This window comes from Chitinimonas viridis (genome assembly GCF_030409555.1).
Classification (GTDB): domain Bacteria; phylum Pseudomonadota; class Gammaproteobacteria; order Burkholderiales; family Chitinimonadaceae; genus Chitinimonas; species Chitinimonas viridis.
On record NZ_JAUFPU010000019.1, the window covers coordinates 135,882 to 153,738 of the forward strand.

The 17,857-nt window shown below is 62.6% G+C and carries 14 protein-coding genes; 6 read left to right on the forward strand and 8 right to left on the reverse strand.

All coding sequences use genetic code 11. The features are described from left to right. Positions 1 to 46 precede the first annotated feature (46 nt). Genes QWZ03_RS19300 through mnmC form a run of 7 tightly spaced genes read right to left on the reverse strand, consistent with a single transcriptional unit; the run spans position 47 to position 8,340 of the window. The gene (locus QWZ03_RS19300) at positions 47 to 1,474 is read right to left on the reverse strand and encodes a glycosyltransferase family protein (RefSeq protein WP_290334255.1); all 1,428 of its coding nucleotides are present in this window, start codon (positions 1,472 to 1,474) and stop codon (positions 47 to 49) included. Next, positions 1,471 to 2,187: a class I SAM-dependent methyltransferase gene (locus tag QWZ03_RS19305; protein WP_290334256.1), complete on the reverse strand. Its 717-nt coding sequence runs from the start codon at positions 2,185 to 2,187 to the stop codon at positions 1,471 to 1,473. Before QWZ03_RS19305 ends, QWZ03_RS19300 begins: the two co-directional genes overlap by 4 nt. After that, positions 2,184 to 3,614 carry a hypothetical protein gene (locus QWZ03_RS19310; protein WP_290334257.1) on the reverse strand — a complete coding sequence of 477 codons (1,431 nt, stop codon included), beginning with the start codon at positions 3,612 to 3,614 and terminating at the stop codon, positions 2,184 to 2,186. The genes QWZ03_RS19305 and QWZ03_RS19310 overlap by 4 nt, the downstream gene beginning before the upstream one ends. A 52-nt stretch (positions 3,615 to 3,666) precedes the next feature. Beyond that, positions 3,667 to 4,323 (reverse strand): HAD family hydrolase, encoded by a 657-nt coding sequence (locus tag QWZ03_RS19315; RefSeq protein ID WP_290334258.1) that lies wholly within the window; start codon positions 4,321 to 4,323, stop codon positions 3,667 to 3,669. Next, on the reverse strand, positions 4,320 to 5,066 hold the full coding sequence (gene ubiG / locus QWZ03_RS19320) for a bifunctional 2-polyprenyl-6-hydroxyphenol methylase/3-demethylubiquinol 3-O-methyltransferase UbiG (RefSeq protein WP_290334260.1): 747 nt from the start codon (positions 5,064 to 5,066) through the stop codon (positions 4,320 to 4,322). Before ubiG ends, QWZ03_RS19315 begins: the two co-directional genes overlap by 4 nt. 33 nt (positions 5,067 to 5,099) lie before the next feature. Beyond that, positions 5,100 to 6,407 (reverse strand): TRZ/ATZ family hydrolase, encoded by a 1,308-nt coding sequence (locus QWZ03_RS19325; RefSeq protein ID WP_290334261.1) that lies wholly within the window; start codon positions 6,405 to 6,407, stop codon positions 5,100 to 5,102. A gap of 55 nt (positions 6,408 to 6,462) precedes the next feature. Beyond that, positions 6,463 to 8,340, reverse strand: a complete 1,878-nt coding sequence (gene mnmC / locus QWZ03_RS19330; protein ID WP_290334262.1) for a bifunctional tRNA (5-methylaminomethyl-2-thiouridine)(34)-methyltransferase MnmC2/FAD-dependent 5-carboxymethylaminomethyl-2-thiouridine(34) oxidoreductase MnmC1 — start codon at positions 8,338 to 8,340, stop codon at positions 6,463 to 6,465. Between the two features lie 286 nt (positions 8,341 to 8,626). On the opposite strand from mnmC, the gene QWZ03_RS19335 reads away from it, so the two are divergent. The 6 genes from QWZ03_RS19335 (at position 8,627) to pyk (ending at position 16,789) form a co-directional block, all read left to right on the forward strand. Beyond that, positions 8,627 to 10,543, forward strand: coding sequence for a B12-binding domain-containing radical SAM protein (locus QWZ03_RS19335; RefSeq protein WP_290334263.1), 1,917 nt, complete (start codon positions 8,627 to 8,629; stop codon positions 10,541 to 10,543). A gap of 209 nt (positions 10,544 to 10,752) precedes the next feature. After that, positions 10,753 to 11,631 carry an NAD kinase gene (locus tag QWZ03_RS19340; RefSeq protein ID WP_284195911.1) on the forward strand — a complete coding sequence of 293 codons (879 nt, stop codon included), beginning with the start codon at positions 10,753 to 10,755 and terminating at the stop codon, positions 11,629 to 11,631. A gap of 68 nt (positions 11,632 to 11,699) precedes the next feature. Continuing rightward, positions 11,700 to 13,358 (forward strand): DNA repair protein RecN, encoded by a 1,659-nt coding sequence (gene recN, locus QWZ03_RS19345; RefSeq protein ID WP_290334264.1) that lies wholly within the window; start codon positions 11,700 to 11,702, stop codon positions 13,356 to 13,358. A 206-nt stretch (positions 13,359 to 13,564) separates the two neighbouring features. Next, a complete protein-coding gene (locus tag QWZ03_RS19350; RefSeq protein ID WP_290334265.1) occupies positions 13,565 to 14,563 on the forward strand; it encodes an ABC transporter substrate-binding protein in 999 nt (332 codons plus the stop codon). 70 nt (positions 14,564 to 14,633) lie between these two features. After that, positions 14,634 to 15,122 (forward strand): tRNA adenosine(34) deaminase TadA, encoded by a 489-nt coding sequence (gene tadA, locus QWZ03_RS19355; RefSeq protein WP_290334266.1) that lies wholly within the window; start codon positions 14,634 to 14,636, stop codon positions 15,120 to 15,122. 245 nt (positions 15,123 to 15,367) lie between these two features. Further along, positions 15,368 to 16,789, forward strand: a complete 1,422-nt coding sequence (gene pyk / locus QWZ03_RS19360) for a pyruvate kinase (protein ID WP_290334267.1) — start codon at positions 15,368 to 15,370, stop codon at positions 16,787 to 16,789. A gap of 18 nt (positions 16,790 to 16,807) precedes the next feature. On the opposite strand, the gene QWZ03_RS19365 is transcribed toward pyk, so the two are convergent. Further along, the gene (locus QWZ03_RS19365; RefSeq protein WP_290334268.1) at positions 16,808 to 17,851 is read right to left on the reverse strand and encodes a GGDEF domain-containing protein; all 1,044 of its coding nucleotides are present in this window, start codon (positions 17,849 to 17,851) and stop codon (positions 16,808 to 16,810) included. Between the last annotated feature and the right edge of the window lie 6 nt (positions 17,852 to 17,857).

Genomic DNA, 17,857 nt, shown 5'->3' on the forward strand with positions numbered 1-17,857 from the left:
TTGCGTCTTAAGCGAGGTCATTATACCCACAACGCGGGCGGGGCAACTAGTTTATTGCGGCTAGCCAGCGGCGGCGCAGGGTGACTTCCAGCCTGTCCACCGCGCGCGGTGTGCGCAGCAGGGCGTCGTCAGGCTGGCCGGCGTGTTGTAGTTGCTGGCCCAGGGGGCTGAGGGTGATGCGGCATTCGGCCAGGTCCAGGGCCACATCGCCCCAGCCCAGGGTGGCATGGGCGTCGTGCCAGATACCCCAGTTCTGCTCGTTGAAACTACGGCGGGTGCGAGGATGGCGCCAGGCGGAGCCGGAGAGCTCGTGCGGCAGGTTGAGGCGGAATTCGCCGTCGGCCGCCAGCAGCCGGGCGCAGGCGGCCATGAAGTCGGGCAGGTCATCGCACAGCATGGCGTAGTCGGCGGTGTCTATCTGCTGGAACAGGCCCGGCGCCAGGGTGACAGGCCCGTAGCGGTTGGTCTGAAAGGTTTGCCCCAGGGGCAGGGGTTGGCAGGGGTCGTGCCGGATATCGGCAGCAGGGCTGTCGGCTATGGTCAGCCAGCCTGGGTGGGCAGCCAGGTTCAGGCCCAGCTTGATACGGTTGGGGCAGGCGCTGGTGGCGGCGGGTTGCCAGTCGGCGGCCAGGCGCTGCAATGCAGGTAGCAGTTGGGGCAGCGGAGGATGGTCTGCCAGCCATGCCTGGCCCTGCTGGGCCAGCCGCAGGCGGGCGGCGGGGTCGGCGACCAGCTGGATGCAGCTTGCTACCAATTGCTCGTACGGCACGATGCAGATGGCTTGGTCTATGCCGGGGTAGTCGGCCTGGTCGCTGCTGGTTTCGCTGACGACGGCCGCACCCATGGCGAGCAGATGGGCTACCCGGACGATCTCGAACAGTTTGGCATCGTAGCTGTGCAGGTTGAGTACCAGCTTGGCGCGGGCGATGAGGGCGTCGCGCTCGGGGCCGTAGATATTGCAGTATTGCCGCGCTACCAGGCCTTGCTGCTGCAAGGCCTGGATGATGGCGTCCCGGCGGGGCATGGGGGAGCCGTAGAACAGTACATCGATATCCTGTTCCACGGCCGGCGTAGATGCGCGCTGTGGCTGGCCGCCCAGTGGCATGTGCAGGTAGCGCTTTGCCTGCTCTAGCTGGGGGGCTAGTGCTTGCAGATTGCGGCTGCTGTAGTCCCATATCTCGAAGTGCCTGATAAGGTGGGGCAGGGTCTGCTGATACCAGGGGGAGTTGGCGTCTATCTGTTCCAGCTGAAAGAAGACGGTGCCGGGTGGGACGGCGGGCAGGTCATTGGGCTTGAGCAGGTGGGGGCCGTACACCAGGTTGATGGCATCGTGCCGCAGCTGGTTGTAGGCGATGTCTGCCTGGTAGCCGGCATCGGTGATGGCTTGCCGCAGTATCTGCGCCAGCTCTGCAAAGGCGGCGGGATGGCGATAGCCCGCGGGCGAGATCAGGACGATGTTGAACGTGGCTGTCATGGTGTGGGCGCGCGCTTGACCAGCACGGCCAAGGCATCGGCTGTCTGGGTGATGGGGTAGTTGCTGGTGAGGCTGTCAAAGAAGCCTAGTTTGGCCGTGTGTTCCAGCAGGTAGTCGAATTCCGGCTGGCTGATGGCGGCCTGGAGTGTGCCTTGCCTATGCCGTAGGTATTGCAATAGCGCCCGTGTCTTGGTGATGCCGGGGCGTTCCAGTTCGGCGGGCTGGTAGTGCAGGTCTTCAATGATGTAAAGCCCGCCTGGCTTGAGCAGGGGGAAGAGGGTGGCCAGGCTGATCTGCTGATGGTGCGAGGCGTGGCTGCCGTCGTCGATGATGACATCGAAACCGTCGCCGCCATGGCGCGCCAGCACCTCGCTCAGCTTGGCGAGATCGCCACGCTGGCCTTGATCGCCCTGGATGATCTCGGTGCCGGGCAGTTGCACGGCTGAGAAATCGGCGATGTCCAGGCCATAGAGGGTGGCTTGCGGGAAATAATCGCGCCACATGCGCAGGCTAGGGCAATCGCTGAACTGGCTCACCCCGCTGCGGGTTTGTACCAGCCCGTGCAGCAGGCCGATTTCCAGCAGGTGTATCGGGGTGTGGCGCAAGGGGGCGAACAGAGCGTCGTAGACGCGGGTGTAGCCATGGGCATCGAGAAAGGCCGTGCCCTTATCCGAATGGTAGTGGTTGGCGAGTTGGGTCAGTGGGCCGTTCATGCTTGCAGGCTGGCTATATAGCGGGCGTCGTGCTGGCGCTGGCTTTGATACAGGCCAGCGAGACCCAGGTCGGCATTGATGGCGCGCAGCAGCGTGGGTATCAGATCGCCAGCCTGTTTTGCCATCGGGTCCGCGAGTTCGGGGTAGTGCGGCAGGGCTGCCAGGCCGGCGGCAAAGCCCTGGGCCGCAGTCTGGGCGTAGACCGCGGGGTATTCCAGCGCATCGACCAGCTGCGCTTGCCATTGGCCATCGTGGGTTTGCACCACATCCTGCACGCGGGCATGCGGGGCGAAATTGAGCTGCTCAAGGGCATTGGAGTAGGGCGGGCCGATTTCGCTGGCACGACTGAGTGCGTGCAGGGTTAGTCTGTCGCTGGCGGGTGGGGCATGTTGCAGGTACTGGTAGTTGTCCACCAGCTGCAGCAGGAATAGTTGGGCGGTTAGTTGCTGCTCTGCCAGGAATTGCTGCCAGGAGGTGCCGGTGCCGGCCAGGTCCACCAGCAGGGCATGGGGGTGCAGCATGGCTTGGGCATACTGGACATAGCTGGCGCTGGGTTTGAGCAAGCAGGCGCGCGAACTGAGGAAGTAATGGCAGCGCCGCTGCGGGAACAAGGCTTGGTACAGCTTCTGCCATAGCCAGGCATCGCGGCTGATGAACAGTAGGTCGGTGATACCGTGCTGGCGGCAATGCGCCTCCAGCGCGAGGCTGGCGCTGTAGAGCAGGGGTAGATTGAATTGGGTGGCCAGCAGCCACAGGTGCGCCAGGGCTGGCCTACCGGGCTGGTCTGAATAGGGGTTGGCCAACCTGGCTTCGCGCAGCCACCTTGCCAGGTTGGCGTGGCCTTGGTCGCTTAGCCATTGCTCGGTCTGGGTCAGGCTGGCACCGGTGTAATGCTGGCTGGGAATGCCGGCGGACTGCGGGCTGGCGACATCGCTGTGGGGGTGGTCACCCAGGTGGCTGGCGATGTTGCACTCGGCCAGCAGGGCAGGCCAGATATGGCCACGGTGCTTGCCATCGTTGCTGACGACGATGCCGACCTTGCGGCGCAACCCTGCCTGTGCCAGCAAGGCTTCAATGATGGGCACGCTGAGGTACATATCCGACACCAGCAGGTCGCCATCCTGCACCTGTTGCAGATTAGCCTGGATGGGAATGAGTTCTGCCCGCTCGAGCTGGAGTTCCAATTGCTGGCAATGCTGGCGGGTGTGGTCGTCCAGCCCCAGTAGCTGCGCTGTCGCGCACCAGATGTCGTCCAGGCCATAGGGCTGGCCTGCCAGGTAGAGTTGGCAATCGGCCTGGCGCCTGGCATCGGCCAGACCGACCAGGCCGGTGCGGCGCTCCAGCTCATGCTGTACCCACTGCGGCAGCACATGACGGCGTGTAATCAGGGTGTCGAAGATATCGAAGCTGTGCCGCGTGGGTTTCATGCCAACCGGAAAAATATAGTCTCAGCCCCCATCATAGCCGAGCCTGCCGGTGTCAACGCGTCGGCAGCAGCGTGAGTAGTTCCATCGGGGTAGCGATGCGCAGATCAGCACCCCATTCGTCAGGTTTTTCTTCTGCGGCGATATAGCCGTAATCCGCCAGCACGGTAGTCATGCCTACAGCCCGGCCGGCGGCGATATCGCGCTCGGCATCGCCCACGTACCAGCAGTGTGTGCTGGACACGCCCATGGCTTCGCAGGCGTAGCGCATGGGGCGGGGGTCGGGCTTGGCCACGCCTACCGTGTCGCCCGATACCACCACACAGGGCGGCACGCTAAAGCCCAGGCTGGGTACCAGCCGGTCGGTGAAGCGCATGGGCTTGTTGGTGACGATGCCCCATTGCAGGCCCAGCCCGTCCAGGGCTTCCAACAGCGGGTTGATGCCATCAAACAGTACGGTCTGGTCGCAGAAGCCGGCTTCGTAGTGGTCCAGAAAGCGCAAACGCAGGGCGTCGAAACCGGGCTCGTCGCGCTTCATGCCAAAACCCAGCTCAACCAGGCCACGGGCACCGTGGCTGGCGATGGGGCGTATCCGTTCGTGCGCTACCGGTGGCCGGCCTTCCTCGGCCAGCAACCGGTTCAGCGCGCCGCCCAGGTCCAGTGCGGTATCGGCCAGCGTGCCGTCCAGGTCGAACAGAATGGCAGAGATCATGCTGCAGCTTTCCGGCAGGCCAGCAGGTAGTTGACGCTGGCATCGTCGTTCAGGTGGTAGCTCTTGGCTATCAGGTCGTAGCCCATGCCCTTGAGTTCGACCAGGTCGAGGCCGTTGTTGCGGGCCATGCGGGCCAGTTCGGAAGGCTTGAGGAACTTGGCGTAATCGTGCGTGCCTCGTGGCAGCAGGCCCAGCACATACTCAGCACCCACGACCGCTTGTAAATAGGCCTTGGGGTTGCGCGCTATGGTAGAGAAGAACACCCAGCCACCCGGTTTGACCAGGCGGGAGACGGCGGCCACCACGCTGCTGGGTTCTGGCACGTGTTCCAGCATCTCCATGCAGGTCACCACATCGAAGGCGGTGGGCATGCTCTCCGCCAGTTGCTCTACCGGCAGGCAGCGATAATCGACCTTGATGCCGGATTCCAGGCCATGCAGCCGGGCTACCTTGAGCGATTTCTCGGCCAGGTCCAGCCCGGTGACAGTTGCGCCGCTACGGGCCATGGCTTCTGCCAGGATGCCGCCACCGCAACCCACGTCCAGAACGGTTTTGCCATCCAACCCGGCGTGGCCGTCGATAAAGCCCAGCCTCAGGGGGTTGATCTCGTGCAGGGGCTTGAATTCGCTCTCCATATCCCACCATTTGTGGGCCAGGTCGGCAAATTTGGCCAGTTCGGCATCGTCGGCGTTGCGTACGGTGTCGTTGGCCGGCTGGCCTAGGTTGTGTGTGGATTCCGTCATATGTGGTGTCCTGGCGTGATGGGCGGGCGGCGTTCAGGCGCTGATGCGTGCTTGCCAATAATGGGCACGTGCAAGCAACTGGCCGGGGTTGAGCGTGCTCAGTTCGCCTTCTTGGAGCAAGGCACGGCCGGCGACCCAGACGTGGGATACCTGCTCGCGGCCTGCCGCGTAGACGATTTGCGAGATGGGATCGTACAGCGGCTGTGAGCCGATATCGGCCAGGTTGATGGCAATGATGTCGGCCTGCTTGCCGGCGACCAGGCTGCCTATCTGCTCGGCCATGCCCAGTGCACGGGCGCCGGCCAACGTGGCCATTTCCAGTGCAGCGGCGGCATGCAATGCCGTGGGGTTGGCCGATTGCGCCTTGGCGATCAGGGCGGCCAGGCGCAGGTCGCCCAGCATGTCCAGCTTGTTGTTGCTGGCGGCGCCGTCTGTGCCCAGGCCTACGTTGACACCGGCTGCCTGCAAGGCATGGATGCGTGCAAAGCCAGATGCCAACTTGAGGTTGCTGGCCGGGTTGTGTGCCACATGCACGCCATAGCGGGCCAGCAGCTCGATTTCTGCATCGTTGGCGTGAACCACGTGGGCGGCCACCAGGCCTGGGCCGAGCACGCCCAGGGCGCGTAGCCGCTCCAGCGGGCGCACGCCGTACTGGGTGATGCTACCGGCGATCTCGTCTTCAGTTTCATGGATATGGCAGTGGATGCCCATCTCCAGTTGCTCGGCCAAGGTGACAACCTTGCTGAAGGTTTCGTCCGATACCGTATAGGGGGCGTGGGGCGCCAGGCTGAAGCCCACCAGCGGTTCGCCACGGAAGGCTTCGCGCGCGGCTATGGCCTTGCTGATGTAGTCGTCTGCGTTTTGTCCGTAGCCGGTAGGGAACTCCAGTATGGAGCAGCCGACGACGGTGCGCATGCCGGCGGTAATGGCGGCTCGGGCCACGGCCTCGTGGTGGAAATACATGTCGTTAACGGTGGTGGTGCCGCCACGCAGCATTTCTGCCATGGCGTGGAGGGTACCGTCATAGACGAAAGCATCGGATACGTGCTTGCCCTCGGCCGGCCAGATATGGTTGTTGAGCCAGTCCATCAGGGCCAGGTCGTCGGCCAGGCCGCGTAGCAGGCTCATGGCCGAGTGTGCGTGCAGATTGACCAGGCCGGGCAGCAGGGCGTGATCGGCAAGCTCGATATGGCGGGCTTGCGGGTAGCGTTCGCGGGCTTGCTCGCTGGGCAGCAGGGCAGCGATGCGCTCGGCATCGATGACCAGGGCGTGCTGTTGCAGCACCAGGCCTTGCGGCTCGACGGGGATAAGCCAGCGTGGGTGTAATACGGTGAGTGTCATAGGCTTGGATAGTCTGATCTAGCCCGCCATTTTAACCTGCCTGCGCAACCAGGGCTTATTTGTTGCGGCGCGCCAGGAAGCGGGCTGGGTCCAGGGCCTGCACCAGCTCGCGCTCCAGTGGCAAGGGCTCGCCACAGATCTGTGATGCCAGCAGCTCGGCACAGAGCTGCGACCAGACCAGGCCACGGGCGCCCAAGCCGGTAAAGGCGTACAGCCCAAGTCGGCGCGGGGCCAGGTGCAGGCTGCCGGCATGCTTGGGCTGGAAGGCCTCTGCCGCGACCAGCGGGCCGACCAGGGGCAGGCGATCGGGGGTGCCGGGACGATGGCAGCGCCGGCCACCCAGCTGGCTGGCATCCAGGCCTTGGGCAGCATCGGGCAGCATGGCCGCGAGCAGGGCCAGGTTGTCGCCGGCTGCGCTGGCGCCGGCTGGGCTGGAACCTATGCAGGCCAGGCCGCCATGGGCGGGCGTGAGATAGCCGCCACGGCAAACCACGGTATGGAGTGCCGGCACTTGCGCCTGCGGCAGGTGGCTGACCAGACGTCCATCCTGGCCGACCTCCAGCTCTGGGGCGAAGCGGGCGGCGTCCGCTGCATTGGCCAAAACGACCACTGGCGCGCTTGCAAGCAACTGCCCGGCGGCATCCCATGCCTGCCACCCGTCCGGCCCTGGCTGCAACTGGGCCACTGTCTTACCAAAGTGGGCATCCAGTTGATCGCCCGCTGCAGCCAGCAGGGCCTGCACCAGGCTGGGCGGGTTGATCCAGCCGGCCTGTGGGAACCACAAGCCACCTGCTGTCAGCTCATGCCCGGCCAGCGCACTGGCTGCTTGCCGGGTAACGGCCTGGGCATATTCTGGTGGCAAGCCCAGCCTATCGGGTAATTGCTCGAAGCGTTCGGCCTCGGTGGTATCGCGTGCCAGTTGCAGTGCACCGCAGGGGGCCCAGATAACATTGGGTAGTTTGCGCAGGCCCCTTAGACCATAGAGAAAGGCTGCCCGGACCAGGCGAGCCTGCAGATTGTCGTCGCCTGAAAGAACAGGGCGATAGGCGCCCGCATGGTTGCCAGATGCCCATTGGGCCGGTGCCCGGGCTTGATCCAACAGGGTAATGCGCCAGCCACGCGCTGCCAGCCGCGCGGCGATGGCGCTGCCAGCCACGCCCGCACCGATCACAATGGCGTGCTGTGTAGTGGGGGCTGCGTGCCGGTGGCGCTTTCCGCGAAACTGGCCTGTCAGCATCTGCCGTTTGCTGCCAAAGCCCGGTTGGCGGGCCACATTGAAGCCGGCAGCCTCCAGGCCGCGACGGACAGCGCCCGCCACCGTGTAGGTGGCCAGCGTGGCGCCATTGGCCGCCAGGCGGGTGAATTGCTGGTAGAGCGCCGCCTGCCATAGTTCCGGGTTCTTGCTGGGTGCAAAACCATCCAGGAAAAAGGCGTCGATCTGAGCGGATAGTCTGGGGAGCCATTCGAGTGCATCGCCCAGCAGCAGGGTCAACACCACGCCGTCGGCCAGTTCCAGTCTGTGCAGGCCGGGCACCAAGGTGGGCCATTGCTCGATCAGCGCTTGCCCCAGTGCGTGCAGATCGGCATCGTCGGTAAACAGATGCTGGTACAGGCTGGCGAGATCGGCCGCGCTGAAGGGGTGTAGCTCGCAGGAGATGAAGTGCAGCCGGGTGCCGCGTGCCGGGTCGGTGCGCCAGGCCTGCCAGGTAGCCAGAAAGCTCAAGCCCAGGCCGAAGCCGGTTTCGCATATGGCAAAGTGCTGAGTACCCTGCCAGCGCTGCGGCAGCTGATTGCCGGCCAGGAACACATTGCGCGCTTGGGCCAGGCCGCCATCCTGGGTGTGGTAGATATCGTCGAACGCAGCGGAATAGGGGATACCTTGCTCGGTGAGATGCAGGGTGGCAGGCGTAAGGTGCAGCGGGGCGGGGGGCATGCGAAGAATGAGGCGGGAGAGCGCGGGGTGCCGAAAGAGCGTATTCAATCATGGCTGGGGCGCTTTTGCAGTGATTTGGAGCCTGTGCGGGGTAGGGGGCTGGGCGCGATGGCCTTGCACCATCGCCACCTGGACGCGCTGATCAGGCAAAATGACGGGTGGGCAGCCCGGTCTGGGGCGGCAGTTCTGTTAGGTAGTCGGTGATGAAGATGCAGCAAGTGTGCCGTTTAGAGGGCAGCAGGGCGGCCAGTATGTGGGCTTTGGGGGGCGCGGCATGAGCGCCGAGATGCAATCCCCGCGCGTGCTGTCGCTTATTCCGCCGATGACGCAGCTGAATACGCCATATCCGTCTACGGCCTACCTGACCGGTTTCCTGCGCTCGCAGGGGGTGGATGCAGTACAGCAGGATCTGGCCTTGGCCCTGGTACTGCGCCTATTTTCTGCCGAGGGTCTGGCGCGGGTGCGTGAGCATATTGCAACGCTGTCGCCGTCGGCGCGTACTCCCCTGGTCGAGGGCTTTGATACCCACTTCGACTTGTACCAGGGTACGGTAGGCCCGGTTATCGCCTTCCTGCAGGGGCGGGATTCCACCGTCGCCCATCGCATATGCAGCCGGCGCTTTCTGCCGGAAGGGCCGCGATTCGACGCGCTGGATGTCTATGTAGACCCGGATGACCCTGAGGGTGGTGACCCCCTGGCCTGGGCTTTTGGTGCCCTGGGCATGCAGGATCGTGCCCGCCATCTGGCTACGCTCTATCTGAATGACCTGGCCGATGTGCTGCGCGACGCAGTGGATGAGCGCTTCGAGTTTGTCCGATATGCTGAATCGCTGGCGCAGGCGCAGCCCACCTTCGAGCCCCTGGCCCAGGCGCTGGCTGCGCCGCATAACCTGGTCGATGACCTGCTGGCCGAATTGACGCTGGCCGCCATCGAGCGCGAGGCGCCGCAGGTGGTATTGCTGTCGGTGCCGTTTCCTGGCGCCGTGTATGCGGCTTTCCGTATTGCCCAGACCATCAAGTCCCGCCATCCGCAGATCGTCACCTTGCTGGGTGGTGGCTTCGTCAACACCGAGCTGCGCGAGCTGACCGAGGCGCGGGTGTTTGATTACTTTGATTATGTGATGCTGGATGCAGGCGAGCGGCCTCTGCTGGCCTTGCTGGAGCACCTCAAGGGCAGGCGCTCGCAGCAACGCCTGGTGCGTACCTATGTGCGCGATGGTGAATCGGGCAAGGTGCGCTATATCAACTTCATGGAAGCGGATGTCCCATTCGACCAGATAGGCACGCCGACCTGGGACGGCCTGCCACTGGATCACTATCTCTCCCTGCTCGACATGCTTAATCCCATGCACCGGCTTTGGTCGGACGGGCGTTGGAACAAGCTGACGGTAGCCCATGGCTGCTACTGGAAGAAGTGCAGTTTCTGCGATGTGAGCCTGGATTACATCTCACGCTACGAGACGGCCTCAGCCGCCACTCTCGTAGACAGGATAGAGGCCATCATTGCCGAGACAGGCCAGACCGGCTTTCATTTTGTCGACGAGGCAGCCCCCCCAAAGATGCTGCGTGCCCTGGCGGAAGAGCTGCTGCGACGCAACGTTGCCATCTCCTGGTGGGGCAATATCCGGTTCGAGAAGTCGTTTACGCCGGATCTGTGCCAGCTGCTGGCCGATAGTGGCTGTATCGCTATTTCAGGCGGCCTGGAAGTCGCGTCGGATCGTTTGCTCAAGTTGATGAAGAAAGGTGTGTCGGTAGACCAGGTAGCGCGGGTAACCCATGGCTTTACCGAGGCGGGCATCCTGGTACATGCCTATCTGATGTATGGTTTTCCTACCCAGACAGTGCACGATACAGTCGATGCCCTGGAGTATGTGCGGCAGCTGTTTGCGGCAGGTTGCATCCAGTCTGGCTTCTTCCATCGCTTTGTCTGCACCGTGCATTCGCCGGTAGGCAAGAACCCTGAAGAATACGGGGTGACGCTGCTGCCTTTGCCCGAGATCAGCTTTGCCAAGAACGATGTGGGCTTCCACGACCCTACCGGGGTGGACCATAACAGCCTGGGCGAGGCCTTGAACAAGGCCCTGTATAACTATATGCACGGCATAGGGCTGGAAGACGATGTGCGGCGCTGGTTTGCCGGCAGGGTGCCACGCACCAGCGTACCGCGTGATTTCATTGCCCTGGCGCTGGCTGCAGGCCGGTAAGAGCGGCAAACAATACCCAGCGCAGCGGTTCTGGCTAGGCGTGCGAGCGTAGGCGCGCGCAGCAGACAGTACGTGGGTACGGCAAGCTCGCACAACAACGCCAGAAGGGTTTTGTTAGCGGCTCTAAATAGGTGTACTGGCCTGTTGTCAGAAAAATGCTAACAAGCGGCGCTAACCCAAGGCGCTGGCCTTATGGTTAAATCCTTCCCATGAGTACGCTCTTCAAGAAGATCGCCCTGGTGGCGAGGCGCAACAGCCCCAATATCGGCGAGCCCTTGCGCCGCCTCGCTGCCCTGCTGCGCCAGCACGACTGTGCCAGCATCGTGCTGGATGCCGATACGGCGGCCGAGCATCCCATTCCCGATACCCTGGTGGTGCCACCCGAGCAGATAGGCAAGGTGGCTGATCTGGTCATCGTGCTGGGTGGGGACGGCACCATGCTGTCGATTGCCCGCCTGGTGGCGCCTTATCGCATTCCTCTGGTCGGCATCAACCAGGGACGCTTGGGCTTTATGACCGATGTGGGCGTGGATGACATCGAAACCATCATCCCCCGCATACTGGACGGCGACTTTGTGCCGGAAGAGCGCATGCTGCTCTCGGCCAAGGTGATACGCGACGAGCGCGAGGTGCATGCCGCCTTGGCCTTCAATGACGTGGTGTTCAGCCGAGGTTCGCTGGGTGCCATGATCGAGTTCGAGATTTTTATCGACGACCAGTTCGTCTACAGTCAGCGCTCGGATGGCCTGATTGTCAGTACACCGACAGGTTCCACGGCTTATGCCTTGGCGTCAGGCGGCCCCATATTGCATCCCACGGTGCCGGCCATTGCCCTGGTGCCTATCTGCCCGCAGACCATGACAGCACGGCCTATTGCGGTCAACGATGCGTCTACCGTGGAGTTCATGCTGACGCGTGGGTCCGAGGTGAAGGTGCACTTTGATGGACATTCGCATTTTGACCTGCGCGAAATGGACAGGGTGACCATCAAGCGCTACCGCAACTCGCTCCGCATCCTGCACCCTGTGGGGTACAACTACTACGACATGCTGCGCCACAAGTTGCACTGGGGCGAGCGCCTGTTCTGATTCGCCATTCTGCCCGCCCGCGCTGCGGTTAGCTGCGGTGCCGGGCCCTATATTTGTGTGCCAAAACCATGCTGCTGACACTGCACCTACGCGATTTCGTGATCGTTGATGAACTCGAGCTGACCTTCAGCAATGGCTTTACGGTGCTGACGGGTGAGACTGGGGCCGGTAAATCCATCCTGATCGATGCCTTGTCGCTGTTGCTGGGTGCGCGGGCGGATACCGGCGTGGTCAGGCATGGTACGGACAAGGCAGATCTATCGGCCCAGTTTGATATCCACGGGCATGATGAACTGGCCCAGATACTCAAGGACTACGAGCTGGAAGGCGATGAGAACAGCCTGCTGTTGCGCCGTACCATAGACGCGACTGGCCGTTCGCGTGCCTTTATCAATGGTCAGCCAGCGACCTTGGCCCAGCTCAAGGAGGTGGGGGAGTTTCTGGTGGATATCCACGGCCAGCATGCGCATCAGTCGCTGATGCGGGCAGAATCGCAACGTGGGTTGCTGGATGCCTTTGCCGGCCAGACAGAGCTGGCACGTAGCGTGCGGCAGGCGTTCGTGGCCTGGAAGAAGGCCGAGGAAAAGCTCAATGAGGCCAGCAAGCATGCTGGGGAATACGCTGCCGAGCGCGAGCGTTTGCAGTGGCAGATTGAGGAGATCGCCACCCTGAACATGACGGCTGGCGAGTGGCAGGAGCTGCAGAGCGAGCATAGCCGGCTGAGCCATGCGGCCAGCCTGATCGAAGGTGGCCAGAGTGCGCTGGAGACGCTGGCGGATGGAGAGGTCAATGCGCAGTCATTGCTGGCAGGTGTGCAGTCGCGCCTGGCCGATCTGGCCAGCCTGGACCCCGGCCTGAATGAGGCGGTGGAGTTGCTGGCGACGGCCGATGCCAATCTGTCTGAGGCAGTACATGCCTTGCGGCACTACGCCGACAAGGTGGAGTTGGATCCAGGCAGACTGGCCCAAGTGGAAAGGCGCATGGACGATATCTACCGCCTGGCGCGCAAGTACCGTATCGAGCCTGAGCAACTAGCGGGCAAGCTGGCCGGCTGGCGTGCGCGCCTGGCCGAACTGGGCGGCGATGAGGGGATGGAGGCATTGACGGCGGCGGTACAGAAGGCCGAAGCAGCCTACCGCAAGCCCGCAGCACAGCTGAGCAAGGCGCGCGGCGCCACTGCCGAGAAACTGGGCAAGGCTGTCAGTGCCGAGATGCAGACCATGGCCATGGCCGGTAGCCGGTTCGAGATTGCCCTGATACCCGGTGAAATTGCTGCGGCCTATGGCCTGGAACAAGTGGAGTTCCAGGTGGCGCCGCATGCCAGTGCGCCTGCACGTTCGCTGGCCAAGGTGGCGTCGGGTGGTGAGCTGTCACGTATTAGCCTGGCGTTGCAGGTGGTGACCAGCCAGGTGGCCGAGGTGCCGACCTTGATATTCGACGAAGTGGATGTGGGTATAGGCGGGCGTGTGGCGGAGATCGTGGGTAAGCTGCTCAAGACGCTGGGCAAGCGTCACCAGGTGCTGTGCATTACCCACCTGCCGCAGGTGGCCGCCAGCGGCGACCAGCAGTTGCAGGTCAGCAAGGTGCAGACTGCCGAGACGGTGCTCAGTCGCATTGCCAGGCTGGACGATGCTGGGCGGATCGAAGAGATCGCCCGCATGCTGGGTGGGGTGGACATTACCGATACCACCCGCAAGCATGCCGCAGAGTTGCTGGGTATAGCCTGATTGCATATTCAGTTAGGGTGTTTGTCCTGCATTTGGCATGAAAGTGTTGCCAACTAAGCGCTTGCTGTAGGGATAAATGTCACATCGCCGTAATCCCGCATCTACAACATCACCAGTTTGGTTATGCTTAATGCCGTCAGCATCGGCTGTTGACTGCAATTAGAACAAAGCTCCGACCACGGGGTGTGCCAGAGGGATGCAAACGTATGTGGGCTAATATCAAGCGCGGGGCGTTCGCCGCCGTTCTTTCCTCGCTGACGCTGTTGGCGCACGCTGCACCGATCAAGGTAGGCTATCTGCCCAACCTGGGCTTCGCCCCGCTCAATGTGGCGGAGGAAAAAGGCTATTGGAAAGAATTGGGGGTGCAGGTGCAACTGGTGCCCTTCAGCGAGAGCCGTACGCTGTTAAAGGCGCTGGGGGACGGCGAGGTGGATATCGCCGGAGACCTGACGGCGAATTTTGTGGGTGCCCAGATGGAAGGCGCGCCGATCAAGCTGACGGCAGAAACCCATACCTCCAACGGCAGTGTCAAGATACTGCTGAAGGCTGGCGCCGATGTCACCAAACTCAATGGCCAGATAGTGGGCGTAGGCGACAAGCAGGTTGGACAGCTGTTCCTGCTGGCGCGCTATCTCAGCGCCAATGGTCGGCAACTGAGCGACTACAAATTGATGGAGGCCAGTCCCGAGAAATTGGCTGCCGCCTTTGCCAAGGGCCAGATATCGCTCAGCGTGTTGCCCGACCCACAGGCCATGTTTATCTACCGTACCGTGGGGGCATCGATACCCGCCGATAGCGCAACTTATGCCGGCATCGTGACCGAGGGATTTGCCGCCAACAAGCAAGCCATCGCCAGCATACCGGACGAGCAATGGGTAAGGTTCTACCGGGGATGGCTCAAGGGGGTGAGCTGGGTACGCAGTGGCGGCACCCGCTTTGCCGATTTCAAGGCATCCTTGAATGCTGGCCTGTTCAAGGGCTTTGTCGCCGAAGGCGATACCAGCATGATGGCGGGCCTGGCCAGTATCAAGTTCCCCAATGCGGCAGAAGCTGCCAAGCGCCATGGCGACCTGGGTGGGCTGGAATACCATGTGCGTGCCGTGCTGCGCTTCATGCGCGAGGCGAGGTTGATACAAACCGAGCCGGAAGCCCGCAGCCTGATACAGTCCACCGCATTTGAACGGGCCCTGGCAGCCAACAAATAGCTGGCGGGCAGCGTGCGAATCGGGTTAACTTCGCCGCCTCTTTTGCTGCCCACACGAACTCTTGCAAGCCATGAGCGATGCCCAACACTTTATGCGACTGGCCCTGCAGGAGGCCGAGTTGGCCCGTGTGGCCGGCGAGGTGCCCGTAGGGGCGGTGCTGGTGAAAGACGGCGTGGTCATTGCCCGGGGCAGCAATGCGCCCATAGGCCTGCACGATCCCTCTGCTCATGCCGAAATGCGCGCTTTGCGTGCTGCCGCCGCCCTGCTGGGCAACTACCGCCTACCGGGCTGTGAACTCTATGTGACACTGGAGCCCTGCGCCATGTGCGCCGGCGCCATGATGCACGCCCGCCTTGCGCGGGTAGTCTATGCGGCGCCCGACCCCAAGACCGGGGCGGCTGGCAGCGTGCTGGACCTGTTTGCCTACGCCCAGTTGAATCACCACACCGTGGTGGAGGGGGGGGTCATGGCGGAGGAAGCCGGGCAATTGCTCAAGGACTTCTTTGCCGAGCGGCGGGCTGCCGCCAAGGCACGCAAGCAAGGGCTTGGCGAGGTGTAAGAGCAGATTGTGTTGATGCGAGTGCTTGTGCTTACCCCCATGCACGGGTTTGCCAGCGGTAGCTGCTGTGGGCGAAAAGCGATAAAGATGTCGTGATAGCTAGGGCGTAGTCAGATAGTCGGGATTACATCGCAATCGGCTTGTAGAATTACTACATAAGAGACCGGTATCAGCCGGTTGCCGGAATGCCGCCGAAAACCCTGGCGGTGTACGGAACACCCACCCAAGCCGAGGAGTGCTCCCGCATGCAGCGCAGTACCAAGATAGTTGCCACGCTAGGCCCCGCCACCAGCGACCCAGAGGTGCTTACCCGCTTGATCGCAGCGGGTGTCAATGTCGTACGTTTGAATTTTTCGCATGGTAAGCCTGAGGACCATATCGGTCGTGCCGAGATGGTGCGGGCGGCGGCTGAGAAGCTGAATCTACCGGTCGCCATCATGGTGGATCTGCAAGGCCCCAAGATACGGGTAGGCAAATTCGAGAAGAACAAGGTCACACTGGAGCCGGGCCAGGTGTTCATCCTCGATTCGGCATGCGAGCTGGGCAATAACGAGCGGGTCGGGCTGGATTACAAGGAGCTGCCACGCGATGTCAGCCCCGGCAATGTGCTGCTGCTTGATGATGGCCGCCTGGTGCTGGATGTGGAAAGCGTGCAGGGTAGCGCCATTCATACCCGCGTGAGGGTAGGGGGCGTGCTGAGCAACAACAAGGGTATCAACCGGCAAGGCGGTGGGCTTTCTGCGCCGGCCCTGACCGCCAAGGATATGGAGGACATCAAGGTCGCCGCCAAGCTGGAGGCCGACTATGTGGCCGTGTCCTTCCCCAAGAGTAGCGCGGACATGTATATGGCCCGTACCCTGATACAGGCTGCAGGCAGCCGTGCTCAGGTGGTGGCCAAGATTGAGCGTACCGAGGCCATTGCCAATCTCGACGAGCTGGTCGAAAGCTCGGATGCCATCATGGTGGCCCGCGGTGACTTGGCGGTGGAAGTAGGCGATGCAGCTGTACCTGCCCTGCAAAAACGCATGATTCGTCTGGCGCGGGAAAAGAACAAGCTGACCATCACCGCGACACAGATGATGGAGTCGATGATCTCCAGCCCGGTGCCGACCCGTGCTGAGGTGAGTGACGTGGCCAATGCGGTGCTGGATGGTACCGACGCCGTGATGCTGTCTGCCGAAACGGCGGCAGGCAAATACCCTATCGAGACGGTGGAGGCGATGGCGCGGGTTTGCCTGGAGGCAGAGAAGTCCTCGGACTACCAGTTGGACCGCGACTTCCTGAATCGTGAATTCATCCGGGTCGATCAGTCCATCGCCATGGCGGCCCTGTTTACCGCTACCCACCTCAAGGTCAAGGCCATCGTGGCGTTGACGCAGACAGGGGCTACGGCACTGTGGACCAGCCGGGTGAACTGCGGTGTGCCTATCTATGCCATGACGCCAGAAATCGCCACCTATCGGCGCCTGAGTCTGTTCCGCGATGTCTATCCCATGATGCTGGCGCACGATTGCGACCAGAAGTCGCTGCTGGTGTCGGCCGAACTCAAGCTGCTGGAGCAAGGTCTGGTTCAGCCTGGCGACTTGATCGTGGTAACAGTGGGCGATACGGTGGGTTTGATGGGTAGTACCAATACCATGAAGATAGTCAGGGTGGCGCAGCGCTGATCTGAGCGGTAGCGGCGCTTAGCCCAAATCAGGCGGTGTGCTGAGGGCTACCGCCACGCGGTTGCACCCATCGATTCTTGCCTGGTCCAGCGCCGCACCAGCGGCAGCCAACAGGCTGTGCGCGCCGTATATGCCGTGTTCGGCCGCACAGGCCACACCAAAGCTGGCGGTCATGGCCAGGGCGGGTTCCAGTGGATTGGGTTTGGACTCGATCCGTCCACGCAGCATCTCGGCCAGGGTGGCAGCGCCATCGGCCGAGGTGTTGGGCAGTACGATGCAGAAGCGGTCGCCAGACAGGCGGCCTGCGGTATCGGTGTTGCGCAGTGATTGGCGCAGCAGCCTGCCCACCCGCCCCAGCGCGGCGTCGCCGCAGTCGCGGCCCATCTGCTCGTTCATTTCGCCCAGCTTGTCCAGATCGAACAGGATCAGGGAGAAGGGGTGGCCAAACCGATGGGCGCGATTGCATTCCTCTTCGATGCGCGCCAGCAACCACGGCCGGTTGGGCAGGCCGGTGAGATGGTCCATCCGGGTAGCGCGCTCCTGCTCCAGCAGGGCCCCCTCCAGCTCCTTGCGCACCCGCCGCCACTCCACCAGAGCCGACGCTTGCCGACCCAGTTGCAGCAGCCATTCACGTTGCTCTGCATCCAGCAGGCGTGGGCGGTTGTCCAACAGGCTCAGCACCCCTATGGCATGCCCATTCGGGGCACAAATGGGTGTGGCTGCATACATGCAAAAACCGAATCCGCTTTGGGTCAGCGGGTGGCTGGCCGTACGCGGGTCGGTATGCAGGTCGGGGATATTGATAAAGGCATCGCCAGTCAGTGCCAGGTCGGCAAAAGTGGCGCCGCGCGGCAACTGGCGAAAGGGCAGGTAGTCCACCGAGGCGCTGATCCAGACGATGCCGCGATCGACAAAGGCGACGAAGGCCTGGGGGACATCACACAGCCTGGCGGCAGCCTGCACAATGAAATCGAAATCCTCGTGCTTCTGGTTGTCCAGCAAGCCGCTTTGGTACAGCGCCTTGAGCCTTTGCTCTTCGTCGTAGTGTGCCGCGCCTGACATGAAAAC

Coding starts and splice junctions, on each gene's coding strand:
- QWZ03_RS19340 (WP_284195911.1), top strand. CDS start 10,753: ATGAGTACGCTCTTCAAGAAGATCGCCCTGGTGGCGAGGCGCAACAGC.
- QWZ03_RS19365 (WP_290334268.1), bottom strand. CDS start 17,851: ATGTCAGGCGCGGCACACTACGACGAAGAGCAAAGGCTCAAGGCGCTG.
- QWZ03_RS19310 (WP_290334257.1), bottom strand. CDS start 3,614: ATGAAACCCACGCGGCACAGCTTCGATATCTTCGACACCCTGATTACA.
- recN (WP_290334264.1), top strand. CDS start 11,700: ATGCTGCTGACACTGCACCTACGCGATTTCGTGATCGTTGATGAACTC.
- QWZ03_RS19305 (WP_290334256.1), bottom strand. CDS start 2,187: ATGAACGGCCCACTGACCCAACTCGCCAACCACTACCATTCGGATAAG.
- QWZ03_RS19315 (WP_290334258.1), bottom strand. CDS start 4,323: ATGATCTCTGCCATTCTGTTCGACCTGGACGGCACGCTGGCCGATACC.
- tadA (WP_290334266.1), top strand. CDS start 14,634: ATGAGCGATGCCCAACACTTTATGCGACTGGCCCTGCAGGAGGCCGAG.
- mnmC (WP_290334262.1), bottom strand. CDS start 8,340: ATGCCCCCCGCCCCGCTGCACCTTACGCCTGCCACCCTGCATCTCACC.
- QWZ03_RS19325 (WP_290334261.1), bottom strand. CDS start 6,407: ATGACACTCACCGTATTACACCCACGCTGGCTTATCCCCGTCGAGCCG.
- QWZ03_RS19335 (WP_290334263.1), top strand. CDS start 8,627: ATGCAATCCCCGCGCGTGCTGTCGCTTATTCCGCCGATGACGCAGCTG.
- QWZ03_RS19350 (WP_290334265.1), top strand. CDS start 13,565: ATGTGGGCTAATATCAAGCGCGGGGCGTTCGCCGCCGTTCTTTCCTCG.
- QWZ03_RS19300 (WP_290334255.1), bottom strand. CDS start 1,474: ATGACAGCCACGTTCAACATCGTCCTGATCTCGCCCGCGGGCTATCGC.
- ubiG (WP_290334260.1), bottom strand. CDS start 5,066: ATGACGGAATCCACACACAACCTAGGCCAGCCGGCCAACGACACCGTA.
- pyk (WP_290334267.1), top strand. CDS start 15,368: ATGCAGCGCAGTACCAAGATAGTTGCCACGCTAGGCCCCGCCACCAGC.